Source organism: Nocardioides luti (genome assembly GCF_014212315.1).
Lineage (GTDB): Bacteria > Actinomycetota > Actinomycetes > Propionibacteriales > Nocardioidaceae > Nocardioides > Nocardioides luti.
The window spans coordinates 3,986,236-4,004,368 of the sequence record NZ_JACKXE010000001.1 but is presented as its reverse complement, the minus strand read 5'-3'; the positions used below and the strand labels follow the sequence as shown (position 1 = coordinate 4,004,368).

The window sequence follows — 18,133 nt, the reverse complement described above, 5'->3', positions numbered from 1 at the left end:
CAACCACCCAAAGGCGACTGCGGAAAAAGAGATGCCCCTGACAAGAACAAAACCCTGACAAAATTTTGCCAGAATCATTGTCTTACCAAAGAAACCATCAACCACCACCACCACAACCCCAAAGGAGCTGCGAAAGCAATGATCGACGGGGCATAACAAACTAATTCGTCGACTATGACACACTGTTGAGTTCTCAAGAATCAGGCACGCACCGCTTCAGGCCCTATTCGGACTTTCGCTCGGTGGCGACTTGGTAAACCTTAGCGGGTTGAATTCCGCTTCGCAATTCGAAGCTTTTCATCCCTCACCCCGGGCGCACCACAGTGAAACTCGCTCAGGAGAGGCTCTGGTGGAGCGCACTCGATCGCGGGGATCTTGCTGCGATGGTGGGGGGTGGTCGTCGGGGGCCGGCCGCCCGATCTCTCGATCTTGCTGCCCGCCGCTCCCTGGCGACTCGGAGAACATTAGGGGAGGTCGAGGCATCGATCAAATCGACACGACGTGACCCGGGCCACATTCACGTTTGCGCAGGTCAGAGGTGGTTACCGCGGTCGGCGAGCACGATCCCGTGCGTGTCGACGACGGTCCGGCAGCCGGCCAGGCGGAGCGCCTCGCGGGTCTCCTCGCGCAGCGTCGCGTGCAGGGCGGCGACGCCGTCGGCCCCGTCGACCAGGGCCAGCAGCGGGAGCCGGCCGAGGAAGACGGCGTCGGCCCCGAGGGCGAGGGCCGCGAGCAGGTCCAGCCCACTGCGCACTCCCCCGTCGACGTACACCTCGGCGTCCTCGCCCACGGCCGCGACGACGTCGGGCAGGCAGGCGGCCGTCGGGGCGGCGCGGTCGAGCTGGCGTCCCCCGTGGTTGGAGACCCACACGGCTGCGGCCCCGGCCTGCACGCAGCGCCGTGCGTCGTCACCCCGGAGCACGCCCTTCACCACGACGGGGAGCCCGGTGATCTCCGCGAGCCAGCCGATGTCGTGCGGCCCCAGGTCCAGCGCCTTCTCGGCGCCGGGCAGGCGGTCGTAGTCCTCGTCGAGGTTCACCCGGACGATGCCGGGGTCGACGGTCTCCCAGACCGAGGGCCCCGCGGAGTACTTCGTGCCGACGACCGGGGTGTCCACGGTGAGCACGACGGCGCGCGCGCCCGCCTCGACCGCACGGGCCAGCATCGGCTCGGCCAGGGTGCGGTCCGCCGGCAGGTAGGCCTGCAGCCACCAGTGCACGCCGCTCTCGGCGATCGCGGTGAACGGCGTGCCCGCGTTGCTGGAGACCACCATCATCGATCCGGCCGCCGCCGTGGCGCGGGCCATGGCGACCTCGCCCTCGGGGTGGACCGCACGCTGCAGGGTGGTGGGCGCGACCCCCCAGGGCACCTCGAGGCGGTGGCCGAGGACGGTGACGGACAGGTCCGGCTCGGTCACGTCGCGCAGCACGTACGGGCGGAAGCGTGCGGACGCCCAGGTGCGGGTCGACTCGGCGGTCGTCACCGACTCCCGGGCTCCCTGGAGGACGTACTCCAGCACCGGGGCGGGCAGGACGTCTCGGGCGCGCTGCTCCAGCGCCTCGCGCCACCGCCCGCCCGTCACGGTCACCGGACCTCGACGCCCGCGAACTTCTTCTTGCCGCGGCGCAGCACCAGCCAGGCGCCGCCGATCAGGTCGTCGGGCGTCGGGGCCGCCTCCGGGTCCTCGACGCGCACGTTGTTGAGGTAGGCGCCGCCCTCACCGATGGTCCGGCGGGCCTCCCCCTTGCTCTTGGCCAGCCCGGAGTCGACGAGGAGGTCGACCACGGACGGGAGCCCGCCCGCGGCGCTCACCTCGACGCTCCCGGCCTCACGCAGCGCCGCCCCCAGCGTGGAGGCGCTCAGGCCCGACAGGTCCCCACTCCCGAAGAGGGCGGCCGAGGCCGCCTTGACCTGCTCGGTCTCGGACTCCCCGTGCACCAGTGACGTGACGTGCTCGGCCAGCGTCTTCTGCCCCAGCCGCAGGAACGGCTTCTCGGCGTGCTGGGCCTCGACGTCCTCGATCTCGGCACGCGCGAGGAACGTGAAGATGCGCAGCAGCTCCGAGACCTTCTCGTCCTCGACGTTGAGCCAGAACTGGTAGAAGGCGTACGGCGACATCATCTCGGGGTCGAGCCACAGGGCGCCGCCCTCGGTCTTGCCGTACTTCGTCCCGTCGGCCTTGGTGATCAGCGGCGTCGCGAACGCGTGGGCCTGTCCCCCGTCCGAGCGCCGGATCAGCTCCACGCCGCCGGTGATGTTGCCCCACTGGTCGGAGCCGCCGAACTGCAGCGTCACGCCGTGGGTGCGGAAGAGGTTGAGGAAGTCCATGGACTGCAGCAGGACGTAGCTGAACTCGGTGTAGCTGATGCCGGACTCGAGCCGCCGCTTCACGGTCTCGCGGGCGAGCATCCGGTTGACCGGGAAGTGCTTGCCGATGTCCCGCAGGAAGTCGATCGTCGAGAGGCCCGCGGTCCAGTCCAGGTTGTTGACCATGGTCGCGGCGTTGTCACCGTCGAAGTCGAGGAACGGCTCGATCTGGCGGCGGACCCGCCCCACCCAGTCCTGCACGGTCTCGGCGGAGTTCAGGGTGCGCTCGCCGGAGTCGCGCGGGTCGCCGATCATGCCGGTGGCGCCGCCGACGAGGGCGTACGGCGTGTGCCCGGCCTGCTGGAGCCGTCGCGCGGTGAGGATCTGGACGAGGTTGCCCATGTGCAGGCTCGGCGCGGTCGGGTCGAACCCCACGTAGAACCGGACACTCCCCTCACCCAGCGCGGTGCGCAGGGCGTCGAGGTCCGTCGTGTGGGCGAGCAGTCCGCGCCACGCGAGGTCGTCGAGGAGCGTCGGGTCGAGGGGCACGGGGTGCCTTCCGGTTCAGGTGGGTACGGGCGGTCGGGGACAAGCCTGCCCCATCGCGCGACCAGACGCCCACCGGGTTCCCGGGCGCGGTCGCCTAGTCTGGGCGGCGGCCCTGAGGAGGACGCAGACACGTGATCGCTGGCAGGTACACGCTCGACCGGGAGATCGGCCGCGGCGGCATGGGCGCCGTGTGGCTCGGGCAGGACGAGGTGCTCGGGCGCGAGGTCGCGCTCAAGCGCATCGGCATGATGCCCGGTGGCAGCGAGCCCGACCTCGAGCGTGCCGAGCGCGAGGCCCGCCTCGCCGCCCGGCTCAACCACCCCCACGTGGTCGCGGTCTTCGACCTGGTGCTCGAGGACGACCAGCAGTGGCTGGTGATGGAGTACGTCGAGGGCGTCACGCTCTCCGAGCTCGTCAAGCGCGACGGGGCGCTGTCCCCGGACGAGGCTTCGCCGCTGGTGGCCCAGGCCGCCGACGCGCTGGCCGCCGCGCACGCGGCCGGCATCGTGCACCGCGACGTGAAGCCGTCGAACATCCTCGTCACCCCGCGCGGCCAGGTGAAGCTGTCGGACTTCGGGATCGCCCGCGCCGAGGCGGACGCGTCCCTGACCCAGACCGGGCTCGTCACCGGCTCCCCCGCCTACCTGGCCCCCGAGGTCGCCTCCGGGCAGAGCGCCACGGACGCCAGCGACGTCTGGTCGCTGGGCGCCACGCTCTTCCACGCGCTGGCCGGCCACCCGCCGTACGAGGTGGGCGACAACCTCATGGGGGCGCTCTACCGGATCGTGCACGAGGAGCCGCCGCGTCTCGACGGGGCCGCCTGGCTGGCCCCGCTGCTCGAGGCGACGATGACCCGTGACCCCGCCGACCGCTGGACGATGGCCGAGGTGCAGCGGTTCCTCGCGGCCGGCCCCAGCGGCACCGTGCTGCACCCGGAGCCGACCACCACGGTCGCGGCCGGCAGCGCTGCCGGTGACGCGGCCGGCACCCAGGTGCTCCCCGTTGCCGTCCCACCGGTGCGCGCGGCTACGTCCGCCCCGGTGGAGCCGACGGTCCCCCGGGCCCCGCGCCCGGAGCCGACGGTCGCCGCGACCGCGGCGGCGAGCCCCGCGCCGGCTCCTGCGCCCGCGCCGACCACCGTCGCGCCCGCTCCGGCTCCGACCGGCACCGGTCGGCGTCGCCCCGGTGCCGCGACGATCGTGGTCGTCGTCGCCCTGGTCGTCTTCGCCCTGCTGGTCGCCTTCGCCCTGCTCACGGGCGGGAACGGCGGCAACGACCCCAGCGACGACGTCGCCCCCGAGCCGACCAGCTCGGGCTCCGGGTCCGGGTCGCCGTCCGAGTCGACCAGCGCGGAGCCGGCCGGGCCGACGCGCGCCGGGATGCAGGAGTTCATCACGAACTACCTGGCGACGGCGCCCACCGACCGGCGCACCGCCTTCGAGATGCTGACGCCGTCCTTCCAGGCCGCCAGCAGGGGCTACGCGGGCTACGACGGCTTCTGGAGCACCATCGCCAGCGCCTCGGTCGGCACGGTGCAGGCCAACCCGAAGACGCTCACGGTCAGCTACGGCGTGACCTACACGAAGACGGACGGCTCCACGACCGAGGACCAGGTCAGCCTGCAGCTGACCTACGACGCGGACACCGGGACCTACCTCATCGACGGCGAGGGCTGACCGGCCTCGAACGGCAGCGACGCGTAGCGCCGGACGTAGTGCCCCTCGGCGAACGTCCCGGCGGCCGCGTCGACGCTGAAGTCGGGCATCCGGGCCAGCAGCTCCTCGAGCACCACCCGCGCGGACAGCCGGGCCGCGGCCGCGCCGAGGCAGTGGTGCGCGCCGTGGCTGAACGTGAGGATCCGGCGCGGCCGGCGCCGGACGTCGAGCTCGTCGGCGTCGGCGCCGTACTCGCGCGGGTCGCGGTTGGCGGCGGCGTACAGCAGGAGCACGCGAGCGCCGGCGGGCAGGCAGCCGCCGTCGAGGTCGACCGCGCGCGTCGTCGTCCGGGCCAGCCCCTGCACGGGGCTGGCGAGGCGCAGCAGCTCCTCCACGGCGTCGGGCACGAGGTCCGGGTGCTCCACGAGGAGCCGTCGTTGCCCGGGGTGCTCCGCCAGGAGCTGGAGGCTCACGCCGAGCAGCCCCGTCGTCGTGTCGTTGCCCCCGGCCACCATCGTGAAGGCGAACCCGAGGACGCGCAGCACGCTGACGTCGTCGCCCGCGCGGGTCAGCTGCGAGATCGTGTCCTCGCCCGGGTCGGCCCGGCGCCGCTCGACCAGCCGGGCGAAGTAGTCGAGCATCTCGGCGGCGGCGTCCGCGCTGTCGCCGGGGCTGCCGGCGCTCGTGGCCGCGACGATCGCGTCGGTCCAGCCGTCGAAGCGCGGCCGGTCCGCGGAGGGGACACCGAGGTAGTGCGCCACCACCATGCTCGGCAGCGGCTTGAGCAGCGCGGCGACGATGTCGGCGGCACCCTGCCGGCGCACCTGCTCGAGCCGCTCCACGACGAACGCGCGCACCTGCGGCTCGAGCTCGCCCACCTGCCGGGGCGTGAAGCCGCGCGCCACCAGCCGGCGGAACGCCGTGTGGTCGGGCGGGTCGAGCATCACCATGGGCCGGAAGTCGCTCACGAGCGCGAGCTCGGCCTCGCCGTCGGTCATCGTGAGGCCCCGGGCCGAGGAGTACGTCGTGGTGTCGCGCGCGGCGTCGTACACGTCGGTGAAGCGGCTCAGGACCCAGAGGTCACCGTCCCCGACACGGTGCACGGGATCCCGCTCGCGCAGGGCGGCGTACGACGCCCACGGATCGCGCCAGGACTCCCCCGAACGCGGCGAGAACAGGGGCTCGGCCGCAGACATGGAACACGTTCTAGCACGGGCGGCGTCCGGTGGGCAGGGGTCGTGGGCCGCCATTGCCGCGTTGAGCGGACCGGGGTGCCACCGGCCCCCTATCGTGTGCCGCGGGAGGTGCCATGGACCTGACGACGCTGTACCGGGACATCGTCGAGACGTCACCCGACGGCATCTGGGTGTTCGACCTCGAGGGGCGCACCCTCTACGCGAACCCCGAGCTCGCCCGCATGTTCGGCGTCGAGGCCTCCGAGCTCACGGGCCTGACCTACTTCGACTCGCTCGACGAGGTCGGCCGCGGCCAGTTCGCCGCGCACCTCGAGAACGTGCGTGCCGGGCGGACCAACGAGACCGACGTCGAGAGCCAGTTCGTCCGGCGCGACGGCAGTGTCTTCTGGGTGCTGGTCAGCGAGAGCGCCCTGCACGGCCCCGACGGCGAGATCACCGCGGTGGTCCACCGGATCAGCGACTACCAGGGCCGGCGCCAGCTCCTCGACGAGGTGCGCACCAGCCAGCGGCGGCTCGAGGAGGCCCAGCGCATCGCGCGGATCGGCAGCTGGGAGTGGGACGTCGAGCGCGACGAGATCTCCGGCTCCCCCGAGCTCTTCGCGCTCTACGGGCTCGACCCGGCGTCGTTCCCGGCGGCGTACGACGACTTCCTCGGCATCGTGCACCCCAACGACCGTGCGGAGGTCGACGCGGCCGTCCGCTCGGCGCTCGACGGCGCCGAGACCTTCATCTTCGTGGCCCGGGTGCAGGGCGAGGACGACTGGGTCTGGACCCGCGGCCGGGGCGTCGCCTTCCGCGACGAGAGCGGCAAGGTCGTCGGGATGTCCGGGACCCACCAGGACATCACCGAGGCCAAGCAGGCCGAGGAGGCGCTCGAGGACTCCTTCACGCAGAACGCCCTCATGCAGGCCGTGGCCGTGGCGGCCAACGAGGCCCGGACCCTCACCGACGTGCTCGGGCACGCCCGCTCGCTGGTGCTGCTGCACGACGACTGGGAGCGCGCCCGCGGCTTCGTCCCGACCCCGGACGGCCGCGCCGTGGTGCCGCTCTACCTCTCCGACGCGGACCGCGAGGCGGACGAGGCCACCCCCGAGGCCACGGCGATGGAGATCGCGCTGGCGAACCGCGCCGTCGAGGTCCGGGGCTCGGTGTGGGACGACTCCCGACTGACGATCGCCTTCCCGGTGCTCTTCGACGACGAGATCTGCGCCGTCGTCACGATCACCTCCGCACCGCCGCTCTACCGCCACGAGATGATCCAGACGATGGTGGAGCAGGTCGCCGTGCAACTGGGGCGGGTGGCCGAGCGCGAGCGGGCCGAGCGGGCGCTGGCGAGCGCCCGCGACGACGCGATGGAGGCCTCCCGGCAGAAGTCGGAGTTCCTCGCCACGATGAGCCACGAGATCCGCACGCCGCTCAACGGCGTGATCGGGCTCAACGACCTGCTGCTCCGCACCGGGCTCGACCCGGACCAGGCCCGGCTCGCGTCCGGGGTGCAGGTCGCCAGCCGGGCGCTGCTCAGCGTCATCAACGACGTCCTCGACTTCTCCAAGATCGAGGCCGGGAAGCTCGAGCTGGAGCGCCTCGACTTCGAGGTGCGGCCGGTCTTCGACCAGGTCGCGAGCGTGCTGTCGGAGAGCGCCCGCGCCAAGGGCCTGGAGCTGGTGATCTCCTGCCACCCCGACGTCCCCGAGGTGCTGTCCGGGGACCCGACCCGGCTGGCGCAGGTGCTGACCAACCTGGGCTCGAACGCCGTGAAGTTCACCGAGCACGGCGAGGTCTTCGTGCGCGCGACCGCCTCCCCCACCGACGGCGGCGGCACCGAGCTGCACGTCGAGGTCACCGACACCGGTGTGGGCCTGGACGACGTCGACGTGGATGCGCTGTTCGACCCCTTCACCCAGGCCGACGCGTCCACGACGCGGGTGTACGGCGGCACCGGGCTCGGCCTGGCGATCGCCCGCGAGATCGTGGACGCCCTCGGCGGCGAGATCGGGCTGCGGCCGAACCCCGTCGGGGGCAGCGTCTTCTGGTTCACCGCGCGCTTCGAGGCCCCGACCGGCGCGGCGACGGACCCCGACGACGAGTACGCCCGCGCCTGGCTCCAGGGCAAGCGGGTGCTCGTCGTCGACGACCACGACCACAACCGGCAGATCCTGGCCGAGCAGCTCGAGTGGTGGCAGGTCCGCTCCATCGGCGTGGGCTCGGCCGACACCGCGATGGAGGCGCTGCACGCGGCGCACTCGTCCGGCGACCCCTTCGAGGCCGTGCTGCTCGACCTGGCGATGCCGTTCCGCGACGGGCTGGACCTGGCCGGCCAGATCCGCTCGGTGCCGGCGTACGACGACCTCGTGCTCGTCATGCTGACGTCGATCACCGCGCCCGACCCCGAGCGGGTGGCGCAGCACCGGATCGCCGCCTGCCTCACGAAGCCGGTGCTGTCCGGCGTGCTGCGCGGCACGCTCCTGGGCGAGCTGGCCGGCGTCGGGCCGCGGGCCTCCACCGCGGCCGCCGCGCCCGGGCCCGCGCACGAGCAGCACCGGGTGCTCGTCGTCGAGGACAACCCGGTCAACCAGATGGTCGCCGTCGGCCTCCTGGAGGCGCTGGGCTACGTCGCGGTCACCGCCGACGACGGCCTGGTCGCCCTCGACCTGCTGGCCGAGCAGCCCTTCGACCTCGTGCTCATGGACGTGCAGATGCCGCGGATGGACGGGTACGACGCCACCCGGGAGATCCGCGCGCACGAAACCCCCGCGCAGCGGATGCCCGTGATCGCCATGACGGCCGCGGCCGTCGAGGGTGAACGCGAGCGCTGCCTGGCTGCGGGGATGGATGATTTCCTCACCAAGCCCGTCGATCCCTCCGCCCTCACCCATGTGCTGGACCGTTGGCTGCAGAAGGAGCCCACCATGACCGTTCCCCCGGACGCGTCCCCCGAACCGACCGAGCCCCGACCCTTGTTCGAGGGCCTCGACCTCCCCCGTATCGACGAGCTGAGGGACCTCGATCCCGGGGACACGACCTACCTCGACCGCGCGATCGGCAACTTCGTGGCCAACTCGGTCACCACCATGGCCACCCTCCGCGAGCTGCACGGCGCCGGCGACGCCGAGCAGCTGAAGTACGTCGCCCACAAGCTCGCCGGCGGCGCGCTCAACCTCGGCGTGACCCCGGCGGGCCGGATCGCGCAGCAGCTCGAGATCGCCGCCGAGGGCGGGGACGTCGACGCAGCCGGCTCGCTGCTCGAGGACCTCGACACCGCCCTCGAGCAGGGTCGCTCGGCCGTGCTCGCCTACCAGGCGTCGTACTCCACGAATGGCGACCGCGCCTGAGCGCGGCGGGCACTACGCGTCGCGAATTCGGGTAAGAACCGGAGTGGACGCGCCACCCGGCGCCCAGGGACAGGAGGCACCATGAAGGGCTTGATCGGGATCATCGTGGTCGTGTGGCTGGTCATCGGCGCCGCGGCGGCCTTCCAGCGCGGCTACTTCGGCGACGGCCGCGACGTCACCTGCAAGACCACCGGCGACACCGCCCTGACCGTGGTCGCGGGTCCGCTCAACTACCTCGGCCTGAACCCCAAGGTCGACTGCAAGGTGCCCCAGCCGTCCAAGTGATCGACGTGGCGGCGCCTCACCTGGGGTGACCTGACCCGTTCGGGCCATCCCGACATGGCCCGAACGGGTCTGCGTCGGTGCCCGATCGGCCACGTACGGTCGGGCGGCATGAGCCTGCGCACCGCCCTCCTGCTCCCCGTCGCCACCGCGGCACTGGTGGCGTCCGGTGCCGCACCGGCCCTCGCCGGGCCCTCGTGGACACCGTCCGAGCCCCTGGCCGATCTCACCCCCGACCGCGTCGGACCCCCCGTCCTGGACGTGAACGCGGCGGGGGACGCGGTGCTCGCCGCCGTCCAGTCGTCCTTCGTGGGGCCGTCGCGCGTCGTCGCCTTCGCGCGCGGCGCCGGAGGCACCTGGCACCCCGCGGCGCTGCAGCCGGACGGATCCCGCAACGTCGGTGGCCCGCACGTCGCGGTGGACGGGTCCGGTCGCTCGATCGTCGCCTGGGTCGCGTCCGACGGCAGCCGCGCGAGCTCGCCGTACGTCGAGTACACGCTCTTCGCCCGCGGGGCCGAGGCGGACGTGACGGGAGGCCGGCCGCAGCTGCACGAGATCGCCACCCGCGACGGCGCGACCGTGAGCGGGCTCGAGGTCGCGGTGGGGATGTCGGGCGACCTCGCGGCCGTCTGGTACGACGAGGCGCACGACGAGGTCCAGGCCGCCACGGGGACGATCACCCACGGCTTCTCGGCCCCCTTCCCCCTCGCGGTCGCGAGCGGCCGGGTGCTCACCACCCAGGTCGGCGTCGACGCGGTCGGCGACGCCGTCTTCGCGTGGGAGGTGTCTGCTGGGGACCGTCACACCGTGCTCGCCACGACCCTGCCGCAGGGAGAGGCGCCCGGGCCGACCGTGGTCCTCGACGGCGACCAGCCGGGCGCCGCGGCCACCGGCCCGTCCCTGTCGGTGACCCCCGACGGCCAGACGCTGCTCGCGTGGGACCAGCACCGCTACGACGACCCGCACGAGGTGCGGTACGCCGTGCGCACCCACAGCCTCTCGAGCAGCTTCGCGTCGGGCACCTGGTCGGAGGTCGGCCGGGTCAGCCGGGAGGGTGAGGGGACGAACGGCGCCGCTCCCACCGCGGTGCTCACCCCGCAGGACCTCGCGGTCGTCACCTACGGCGACGACGCCCAGCACCTGGTGGCGGCCAGCCGCCCCGACGGCGGGGAGTTCGGCGGCCACGAGCAGCTCAGCGCCGCGGGGCAGGAGGTCTACGGGCCGGCCTCGCTGGACGCGGGATACCGGGGCGCCCTCGCCGTGAGCTTCCGCGCCTACGACGCGGAGGGCTCCTCGACCACGGTGAGCGCCTGGCGCGGCGCCACCGACACCGCGTTCGGCCACGCCGTCGAGGAGCCGGTCGGCGGCGGGTCCTCGATCGGGGTCGACGGCGAGGGCAACGCCTACCTGGCCGGCACCGTCTCGGAGTGCCTCGACCAGAAGTGCTACGACCACGCCTCCAGCATCGCCGCGCGGATCTTCGACCCGGTCGCTCCGACGCTGCGCGGCGTGAGCACCGTCGTCCGCCGGGCCGGCCGGGCCAGCACCTTCACCGCGATGGGCGTCGCCGACCGGATCTCGGAGCCGACCGTCACGTGGACCTTCGGCGACGGCACGGCGGCCGTGACCGGAGAGTCCGTGCGCCACCGCTTCCGCAAGCCCGGCACCTACCGGGTGCGGACCGTGGTCGAGGACGCGGCCGGCAACCGCACGCGCCACGTCACCAAGGTGCACGTCCGGCGGCGCTGAGGCCGCGCACCCGCGGACGCCGGCCGACGCACCGGCTCAGGAGTCGAGCAGCCGTCGGGTGGTGCCGTACTCCTCCGGGGTGATCTCGCCGCGGGCCAGCCGCTGGTCGAGCAGGTCGCGGGGCGACGCGGCCCCGGCGAGCAGCGTCGGCACGGTGGTGGCACCGGGGTGCGCCTGCTGCGGGTCGCGCTGCGTCGCACGCACCGCCCACACCGCCACGGCGGCGGCCAGACCCACCAGGAGCAGGACGAGCAGCAGCATGACCAGCCCCCCGCCGTACATCCCGGAGGAGCCGCCCATCATCCGGTCGGGGTCCCAGTCGTCCGTGCGCATCGCCCTCACCATCCCTTCGCCCCCAGCCTGACGGGGCCGGGGCCGCACGGTCAGGTGCGGACGTCCCGCGCCGGAGGGACCTTCGGCGGCTCAGGCCGGCTCGGCCTCCCAGGCCGACAGCGCGTCGCGCAGGCGGACCAGGCCGTCCCGGATCCGGCCCTTCGCGGTGCCGAGGGGGATCTGCATCAGCCGCGACACCTCGAGGTGGGTGTACCCGCCGAAGTAGGCGAGCTCCAGCGCCTGCCGCTGCGGGGCCGACAGCCCGGCCAGGGCGGTGCGGACGGTCTGGGCGGCGAGCGAGGCGTGCGCCGCCCTGGCGGTGTCGTCCACGGGGTCGTGTCGCCGCAGCTGCAGGTCGGAGGCGTCGCGACGGCGCCCCGCCTCGCTGCTGCGCACCCGGTCCACCGCGCGGTGGTGGGCCAGCGTCATCAGCCAGGACTGCCCCGACCCCCGCGCGGGGTCGTAGCGGTCCGCGGTCTGCCAGACCTCGAGGAGCACCTCCTGGGCGACCTCCTCGGCCTGGTGGGTGTCGCCGAGGATGCGCTGCGCGAGGCCGAGGACCCGCGCCGAGACCAGGTCGTACACCGCGGCGAAGGCCTCGGCGTCGTGGCGGCCGACGGCGACGAGCAGCAGATCGAGACCGTCGGTCCGATCGGGGTGTCCGGGCATGGGGGTTCCTTCTGGACGAAGAAGCTGGGGGACCCGAGGATTTTTCCCTTGTGTGCAAGTAACTTGTCCACAAGATAGCGGATCGGGTGCCACACTGGGAAGCATGGCCAGCACTCCGAGCACGCTTCCGACCCCCGGACTCTCCGAGCAGCTCTGCTTCGACCTGTACGCCGCCTCGCGTGCCGTGACCGCGGCCTACCGCCCGGTGCTGGCCGAGCACGGACTGACCTACCCGCAGTACCTCGTCCTGATCGTGCTCTGGGAGCACGGCACCTCGACGGTGCGCGACCTCGCCGACCACCTGCGTCTCGACCACGGGACGCTCACCCCGCTGCTGCGCCGGATGGAGCTGGGTGGGCACATCACCCGGCGCCGGTCGAGCGGCGACGAGCGGTACGTCGAGGTCGCCCTCACGCCGTCCGGTGACGCGCTGCGCAGCCACGCGAGCGGCATCCACTGCGACATGAAGGACGCCATCGGCCTCGACGAGGAGGGCTTCTCGGCCCTCCAGCTGGCCCTGCGCGTGCTGACCGACCGCGTCAGCCCGTGACCGGCGACCTGCGTAGGGCGGGTGGGGCTCGAACCCACGACCCAAGGATTATGAGTCCTCTGCTCTGACCGGCTGAGCTACCGCCCCGCGAGGGTGGAACCCTCGGACGCGAGAGCCTAGTCGGCCGCCCGGCCGGCGCCTCGCGGGGCGCTCGGCCGCGGACAGGAAACTCACAGGTTCGGCAGGTCCCGCACCTAGGTCCGGGCCACAGGATGGGGTCACCACCAGCCGAGGAGACCTCCGTGACCGCCGTCCAAGACGCGCCCGTCGTGCCGCGACCGGCCCCAGCCCCCGTGCCCGACTTCCGCCGGGTGCGCCGCGACGCCGTCGTCCGCCTCGTGGCGCTGTCGCTCACGTGGGCCAGCCTGCTCGTGGTGACCTACTGGTGGATCGCCGACCGCGGTCTGCAGGACCTGGCGGGGTGGGGCTCCGGCCTCACCTCGCTCGGGCGGCTGTCCGGGCTCGTGGCCTCCGACCTGCTGCTCGTGCAGGTGCTGCTGATGGCGCGGGTACCGTGGCTCGAGGCCGCCTTCGGCCAGGACCGCCTGGCCAAGCAGCACCGGCTGGTCGGCTTCACGTCGTTCAACCTGATGCTGGTCCACATCGTGCTCATCACGTGGGGGTACGCCGCCGGCTCGCTGCTCGCCTCGCCCGGTGAGCTGTGGAGCCTGACCACGACGTCGCCGGGCATGCTGCTCGCGGTCGCCGGGACGCTGTGCCTCTTCCTCGTCGTCGGCACCAGCATCCGGGCGGCGCGCAAGCGGCTGCGCTACGAGTCCTGGCACCTCATGCACCTCTACGCCTACCTCGGCGTGGGGTTGGCGCTCCCCCACCAGCTCTGGACCGGCCAGTCCTTCCTCGGCTCGACCGCGGCCACCGTCTACTGGTGGAGCGCCTGGGCCGCCGCGGCCGCCGCGATCCTGGTCTGGCGGGTGGCCCTGCCGCTGGTGCGCAGCGCCCGGCACCTGCTCGTCGTCACGGCCGTGGTGCCCGAGGGCGACGGGGTCGTCTCCGTGCACGTCGCCGGCCGCAACCTGCACCGGATGCGGGTCGAGGCCGGACAGTTCTTCACCTGGCGCTTCCTGGGCCGTCGCGGCTGGACCCGCGCGAACCCGTACTCCCTGTCCGCCGCACCCGACGGCCGCAGCCTCCGGATCACGATCAAGGCCGCCGGCGACGGCAGCGCCGCCGCGGCCGGCCTGCACCCCGGCACCCGGGTGCTGGTCGAGGGACCGTACGGCCGGCTCAGCCCGCGCTCGCGCAGCCGCCACAAGGTCGCCCTGATCGGCGCCGGGGTCGGCATCACCCCGCTGCGGGCGCTGGCCGAGGGCCTCGAGTACGCGCCCGGTGACGCGGTGCTGCTGCAGCGCTACACCGACGAGCCGCTCTTCGCCGACGAGCTCGACCGGCTGCACCGCGACCGCGGCCTCGCCGTCCTGCACCTGCCCGGCCGGCGCCGCTCACCCGACTCCTGGCTGGGGCCGCACGCCGGCACCGCCGACGACCTCTCCTGCCTGCGCTACTGGGTCCCGGACATCGCCGAGCGCGACGTCTACCTCTGCGGACCCGCCCCCTGGACCGAGGCGGTACGACGCACGCTCGCCGCCGCGGGCCTCCCTCCCGAGCACCTCCACGTCGAGACCTTCCAGTGGTGACCCTGACATGAAACGCATCGTCCTGTGGCTGATGAGCACGATCTCCGCGGTCGTCCTCCTCTTCGGCTACCACACCTCCACCTCCGGCGCCGTGAGCGCGTCGTCCGGGCTGACGCCGGTGACGTCGAGCGCGCCGAGCGGCTCGTCGGCCGCCACGTCGAGCACCGGCAACGGCAATGCCGGCGCGGGGTCCGGGTCCGGCGGGTCCGGCGACGCGTCGTCGGGCTCGTCCTCCTCGTCCGGGTCCTCGTCCTCGGGGTCCTCCGCCTCGGGCGCGAAGTCCGGGTCGGGCTCCGCGGCCTCGACGCCCACCACCGTGACCGGGGACACCGTCAACACGCAGTGGGGACCGGTCCAGGTCCAGCTCACGATCCAGGACGGCACGATCACCCAGGTCTCGGTGCCGGTCTACCCGAGCGGCAACGGCCGCGACCAGGAGATCAACTCCTACGCGCTGCCGATCCTCGTGCAGGACACCCTCGACGCCCAGAGCGCGAACATCTCGATGGTGAGCGGGGCGACCGTGACGAGCACCGGCTACCTGCAGTCGCTGCAGAGCGCGCTCGACCAGGCCTCGCTGTGAGTGCCGTGCGCACCGGCGGGCCGTCGTACGACACGCTCCACCGCCACGTCGACCACGTGATGGGGATGCCGGTCAGCCTGGCCCTGCGGGGCCGGCACGCCGACGACGACCGGGGCCGCGAGGCCTGGGCCGCGGTGATGGCCAGCCTGCGCGAGGCGGACCGGGTCTTCAGCACCTACCGGCCCGACTCGTTCGTCTCGCGGCTCGGTCGCGGCGAGATCGACCTGGCGTCGTGCCCGGTCGAGGTCACCGAGGTGCTGGCGCTCGGGCGGCGGGCACGGCACGAGTCCGGCGACGCGTTCACCCTGGAGCTGCCCGGACCGGACGGCACCGTGGTGCTCGACCCGAGCGGCGTCGTGAAGGGCTGGGCCGTCGAGCGGGCCTCGCAGCACCTGGCCGCGCTGCCCGACACCGACTTCGCGCTGTCGGCCGGCGGCGACCTGGTGTGCCGGACCACCACCGAGGGCGCCGGGCCGTGGCAGATCGGCATCGAGGACCCGCACGACCCGTCCCGGGTGCTGGCGGTCGTGCCCGTGCACACCGGCGCGGTGGCGACGTCCGGCACGGCGCACCGCGGCGCGCACCTGGTCGACGGTCGCACCGGGCTGGCGCCGGTCGGCGTCGCCTCGGTGACCGTGATCGCGTCGTCGCTCACCTGGGCGGACATCGACGCGACGGCGGCCTACGCCCGCGGGCGGGACGCGGCCGACTGGCTGCGCACCCGGCCGGGCCGCTCGGCCCTGGTGGTGTGGGCCGACGGCACGACCGAGAGCCTCGCGGTGCCGCGCCGGGCGGGGACGCTGGCCGCGTCCCGGTAGTTCAGTCGTTCCGGGCCGAGTCCACGACCAGCGCGAGGGCGTTGAGGCCGGCCCAGCCGATCGTGACGGCGAGGACCTTCTTGCGGACGTCGGCGTCGCTCGTCCGGGTCGAGAGCAGGGCCGCGTCGCCGAGGTCCATCGCGATCCGCATCAGCATGGCCGCCTTGACCGTCCGGTCCGACCTGCCGAAGATCCCGAGCGAGCTGATCGCGAGGTCGCGCACGCCGTACGTCTGCGCGAGCAGGTTGAGGCCGGGCATGTCGCGCTTGTCGGCCTCCAGCGCGTTGCCGAGGTGCTCCGGGCTGGCGAGCGCGAAGGCGCCGTAGCCGGCGGTGGCCGTGGACATGAGGCGACTCAGCTTGTAGGACATGCCGCCACGCTAGCCGGGGGTGCCGAACCGGCCCTCACCCCGGCAGGTGGCCGAGCACCGGGGCGTCCAGCAGCGCGGCCAGCGACGCGGCGCCGGCACCGGCGAAGCTGTCGAGCTCCTCGTCGTTCATCGGCGGGGTGCAGCGCAGCCAGGTCTCGGTCCGGCCGAGCCGGCCGAGCTGCAGGGCGGCGGGCAGCGCGGCGCGGAGCTCCGCCAGCGGCGCCCGGTCGCTCCACACCTCGAGCGCGGCCTCGGCCACCCGCCACAGCCGCGGGTCGTCGGGGCCGGCGCCGAGCCGGGCGGCCAGCATCTCCAGCGGGATCGCCAGCACGGCGAGGGGCTCCATCACGAGGGCGTCGCCGAAGTCGAAGAACCGCAGCCCGTCCTCCCGGTCGAAGACGTTGTTGCCGTGCAGGTCGTTGTGCACCAGCGTCGCGGGCAGGCCGAGCGCCGCGACCTGCTCCGCCCAGCGCCGTACGACGGGCAGGTGGGCGCGCAGCGCGGCGAGCCGGTCCGGTGCCAGCGCGCGACGGTCGCCGGCGGGCAGCGCGGCGAACCCGTCGAGCCGCTGCGCGACGTACTCCTCGGCATCGGCCGGCAGCAGGCGGGACACCCCGGCCGCGACCAGCCCGTCGACGTGCGGCACCAGCGCCCGCTGCAGCGCGGCGCCGGCGGCGACGACGCGACGCCAGGTGTCGAGGTCACCCTCGCCGAGCACGGGGCCCTGGTCGGGCGTCAGCAGCAGGCCGCGGTCGAGGTCCACCGCGGTGAGCGGCACGACGTGCTGCGGCACCAGCCGGACCAGCTCGGCGAGCAGCGCCGCCTCGAACGGCTGGGTCGCGCAGTTCTGCTTCGCGTAGTGCACCCCGCCCGGGGTCACGGCCCGCCACACCGACGCCCACGCCCGGACCTTGACCGGCTCGAGCGAGGTCGGCTCGCCCGTCTCCCGGGCGACCCACGCGCGCAGCTCGTCGCGGTACCCGGCCGACCGCCAGCGCTCGCTGGCCGACGGAAGCTGCAGACCGACGTCGATCCAGCCCCCGACCCAACCCTCGGGAGCGCCCGTCACCCGGCGTCCTGGCGCTGCATCTCGTGCAGGATCTCGGCGGTCGTGTAGCCGAAGGCGGCGTTGGTGCGGTACATCGCGGTGTTCGTCGGGTCGGTCCACGTGTGCAGGAGCCGCCGGTCCGGGTGCTCGGCGCGGAGGACGTCGAGGGTGGCGAGCTTGAGCTGCATCCCCAGCCCGTGCCCGCGGTGCGCGGGCATCACGAGGGTGTCGTCCTGGAGCGCGTCGAGGCTGTCGCGCGGCAGGAACAGCAGCGAGTAGCCGGCCATCTCCCCGTCCGTCGTCCGTCGCGCCGCCGCGACGACCTGGTGGTAGAGCGGGGCCATCCGCTCCTCCTCGGTGCGCAGCCGCTCCTCGTCCATGACGGTCGGCACGAGGGCCACGTCGCCGAGCGGGACGTCCTGCGCCATCTGCGTGCGCATCCGGCAGTACGCCGCCCGGAGCTCGTCCGGGCAGCGCGAGCGCCACGTGAGGATCTCGTAGCCCGGCGTCGCGCGGCGCAGCGCGTCCGCACGGACCCGGTCGGCCGGCAGCGGCATCGCGAGGTGCTCCTCCTCGTGCACGCTGGTGAAGCCGAGGGCGGTGCTGAACGCCATCCCGGCTGCCACCTCCCCGGCGACCTCCACGGCCGGCCGTTCTCGGGGGTCCGGCAGCAGCAGCTCGCCGAGCAGCGTGGTCCGACCGGCCGCGCGTCGGCGGCGGTCGACCTCGTCGAAGAGCAGCCGGCCGATCCCCCGGCGCCGGTGAGCCGGCACCACGTGGACCGACACCTCGGCCAGGTGCGGGTTGTCGCGCAGCGGCAGCTCGAGCTCCGCGACGCCGACCACCTCGTCGCCCTCGACCGCCGCGACCAGCTCACGCCGGATGTACGGGCTCGGCGTCCGCGCCGACCCGGCCAGGGCGCCCCAGGTGCGACTGATCGGCCGCGGCCGGTCGTGGTCGATCGAGGCCTGCTCGGCCTCGAACCAGGCCAGCAGGGCCTGCTCGTCGTGCGGATCGATGGTGACCAGGTCCGTCAT

General features: G+C 73.5%; 17 protein-coding genes and 1 tRNA gene. 8 read left to right on the top strand and 10 right to left on the bottom strand.

Annotated features, from left to right (window positions below; all coding sequences use genetic code 11):
- Nucleotides 1-532 precede the first annotated feature (532 nt).
- Nucleotides 533-1,588: an alpha-hydroxy acid oxidase gene (locus H5V45_RS18970; RefSeq protein ID WP_343061629.1), complete on the bottom strand. Its 1,056-nt coding sequence runs from the start codon at nt 1,586-1,588 to the stop codon at nt 533-535.
- Nucleotides 1,585-2,856, bottom strand: a complete 1,272-nt coding sequence (tyrS, locus tag H5V45_RS18965; RefSeq protein WP_185254376.1) for a tyrosine--tRNA ligase — start codon at nt 2,854-2,856, stop codon at nt 1,585-1,587. Before tyrS ends, H5V45_RS18970 begins: the two co-directional genes overlap by 4 nt.
- A 131-nt stretch (nt 2,857-2,987) precedes the next feature.
- On the opposite strand from tyrS, the gene H5V45_RS18960 reads away from it, so the two are divergent.
- Nucleotides 2,988-4,532 carry a protein kinase domain-containing protein gene (locus H5V45_RS18960; RefSeq protein WP_185254375.1) on the top strand — a complete coding sequence of 515 codons (1,545 nt, stop codon included), beginning with the start codon at nt 2,988-2,990 and terminating at the stop codon, nt 4,530-4,532.
- Here H5V45_RS18960 and H5V45_RS18955 read toward each other — a convergent pair.
- A complete protein-coding gene (locus tag H5V45_RS18955) occupies nt 4,508-5,707 on the bottom strand; it encodes a cytochrome P450 (protein ID WP_185254374.1) in 1,200 nt (399 codons plus the stop codon). The two genes, H5V45_RS18960 and H5V45_RS18955, sit on opposite strands and share 25 nt — an antisense overlap.
- A gap of 113 nt (nt 5,708-5,820) precedes the next feature.
- Between H5V45_RS18955 and H5V45_RS18950 the strand changes: the two genes are divergently transcribed.
- The 3 genes from H5V45_RS18950 to H5V45_RS18940 all read left to right on the top strand — a co-directional run bounded on the left by H5V45_RS18950 (nt 5,821) and on the right by H5V45_RS18940 (nt 11,070).
- Nucleotides 5,821-9,039 (top strand): response regulator, encoded by a 3,219-nt coding sequence (locus H5V45_RS18950; RefSeq protein ID WP_185254373.1) that lies wholly within the window; start codon nt 5,821-5,823, stop codon nt 9,037-9,039.
- A gap of 81 nt (nt 9,040-9,120) precedes the next feature.
- Nucleotides 9,121-9,324 carry a hypothetical protein gene (locus H5V45_RS18945; RefSeq protein WP_185254372.1) on the top strand — a complete coding sequence of 68 codons (204 nt, stop codon included), beginning with the start codon at nt 9,121-9,123 and terminating at the stop codon, nt 9,322-9,324.
- A gap of 108 nt (nt 9,325-9,432) precedes the next feature.
- A complete protein-coding gene (locus H5V45_RS18940) occupies nt 9,433-11,070 on the top strand; it encodes a PKD domain-containing protein (RefSeq protein ID WP_185254371.1) in 1,638 nt (545 codons plus the stop codon).
- Nucleotides 11,071-11,106: 36 nt separating this feature from the next.
- Here the strand turns inward: H5V45_RS18940 and H5V45_RS18935 are convergent, their stop codons facing one another.
- Both H5V45_RS18935 and H5V45_RS18930 read right to left on the bottom strand, forming a co-directional pair.
- Nucleotides 11,107-11,403: an SHOCT domain-containing protein gene (locus tag H5V45_RS18935; protein ID WP_185254370.1), complete on the bottom strand. Its 297-nt coding sequence runs from the start codon at nt 11,401-11,403 to the stop codon at nt 11,107-11,109.
- Nucleotides 11,404-11,493: 90 nt separating this feature from the next.
- Entirely contained in the window at nt 11,494-12,072 is a 579-nt protein-coding gene (locus H5V45_RS18930; RefSeq protein WP_185254369.1) for a sigma-70 family RNA polymerase sigma factor, read from the bottom strand.
- A gap of 103 nt (nt 12,073-12,175) precedes the next feature.
- Between H5V45_RS18930 and H5V45_RS22470 the strand changes: the two genes are divergently transcribed.
- Nucleotides 12,176-12,622: a MarR family winged helix-turn-helix transcriptional regulator gene (locus tag H5V45_RS22470; RefSeq protein WP_185254368.1), complete on the top strand. Its 447-nt coding sequence runs from the start codon at nt 12,176-12,178 to the stop codon at nt 12,620-12,622.
- A 13-nt stretch (nt 12,623-12,635) separates the two neighbouring features.
- On the opposite strand, the gene H5V45_RS18920 is transcribed toward H5V45_RS22470, so the two are convergent.
- Nucleotides 12,636-12,709, bottom strand: a tRNA-Ile gene (locus H5V45_RS18920).
- A gap of 155 nt (nt 12,710-12,864) precedes the next feature.
- Here H5V45_RS18920 and H5V45_RS18915 point away from each other — a divergent pair.
- Nucleotides 12,865-14,277 (top strand): ferredoxin reductase family protein, encoded by a 1,413-nt coding sequence (locus H5V45_RS18915; protein ID WP_343061628.1) that lies wholly within the window; start codon nt 12,865-12,867, stop codon nt 14,275-14,277.
- A gap of 66 nt (nt 14,278-14,343) precedes the next feature.
- On the opposite strand, the gene H5V45_RS22770 is transcribed toward H5V45_RS18915, so the two are convergent.
- The gene (locus H5V45_RS22770; protein ID WP_343061627.1) at nt 14,344-14,607 is read right to left on the bottom strand and encodes a hypothetical protein; all 264 of its coding nucleotides are present in this window, start codon (nt 14,605-14,607) and stop codon (nt 14,344-14,346) included.
- Here H5V45_RS22770 and H5V45_RS22765 point away from each other — a divergent pair.
- Nucleotides 14,594-14,860, top strand: coding sequence for an FMN-binding protein (locus H5V45_RS22765; protein WP_343061626.1), 267 nt, complete (start codon nt 14,594-14,596; stop codon nt 14,858-14,860). The genes H5V45_RS22770 and H5V45_RS22765 overlap by 14 nt on opposite strands.
- Nucleotides 14,857-15,678, top strand: a complete 822-nt coding sequence (locus H5V45_RS18905; protein WP_343061625.1) for an FAD:protein FMN transferase — start codon at nt 14,857-14,859, stop codon at nt 15,676-15,678. The genes H5V45_RS22765 and H5V45_RS18905 overlap by 4 nt, the downstream gene beginning before the upstream one ends.
- Nucleotide 15,679: 1 nt before the next feature.
- Here H5V45_RS18905 and H5V45_RS18900 read toward each other — a convergent pair whose 3' ends face one another.
- Genes H5V45_RS18900 through H5V45_RS18890 form a run of 3 tightly spaced genes read right to left on the bottom strand, consistent with a single transcriptional unit; the run spans nt 15,680 to nt 18,133 of the window.
- The gene (locus H5V45_RS18900; protein WP_185254365.1) at nt 15,680-16,048 is read right to left on the bottom strand and encodes a hypothetical protein; all 369 of its coding nucleotides are present in this window, start codon (nt 16,046-16,048) and stop codon (nt 15,680-15,682) included.
- A 34-nt stretch (nt 16,049-16,082) separates the two neighbouring features.
- A complete protein-coding gene (locus H5V45_RS18895) occupies nt 16,083-17,117 on the bottom strand; it encodes a protein kinase family protein (RefSeq protein WP_185254364.1) in 1,035 nt (344 codons plus the stop codon).
- Nucleotides 17,114-18,133 (bottom strand): GNAT family N-acetyltransferase, encoded by a 1,020-nt coding sequence (locus H5V45_RS18890; protein WP_185254363.1) that lies wholly within the window; start codon nt 18,131-18,133, stop codon nt 17,114-17,116. Before H5V45_RS18890 ends, H5V45_RS18895 begins: the two co-directional genes overlap by 4 nt.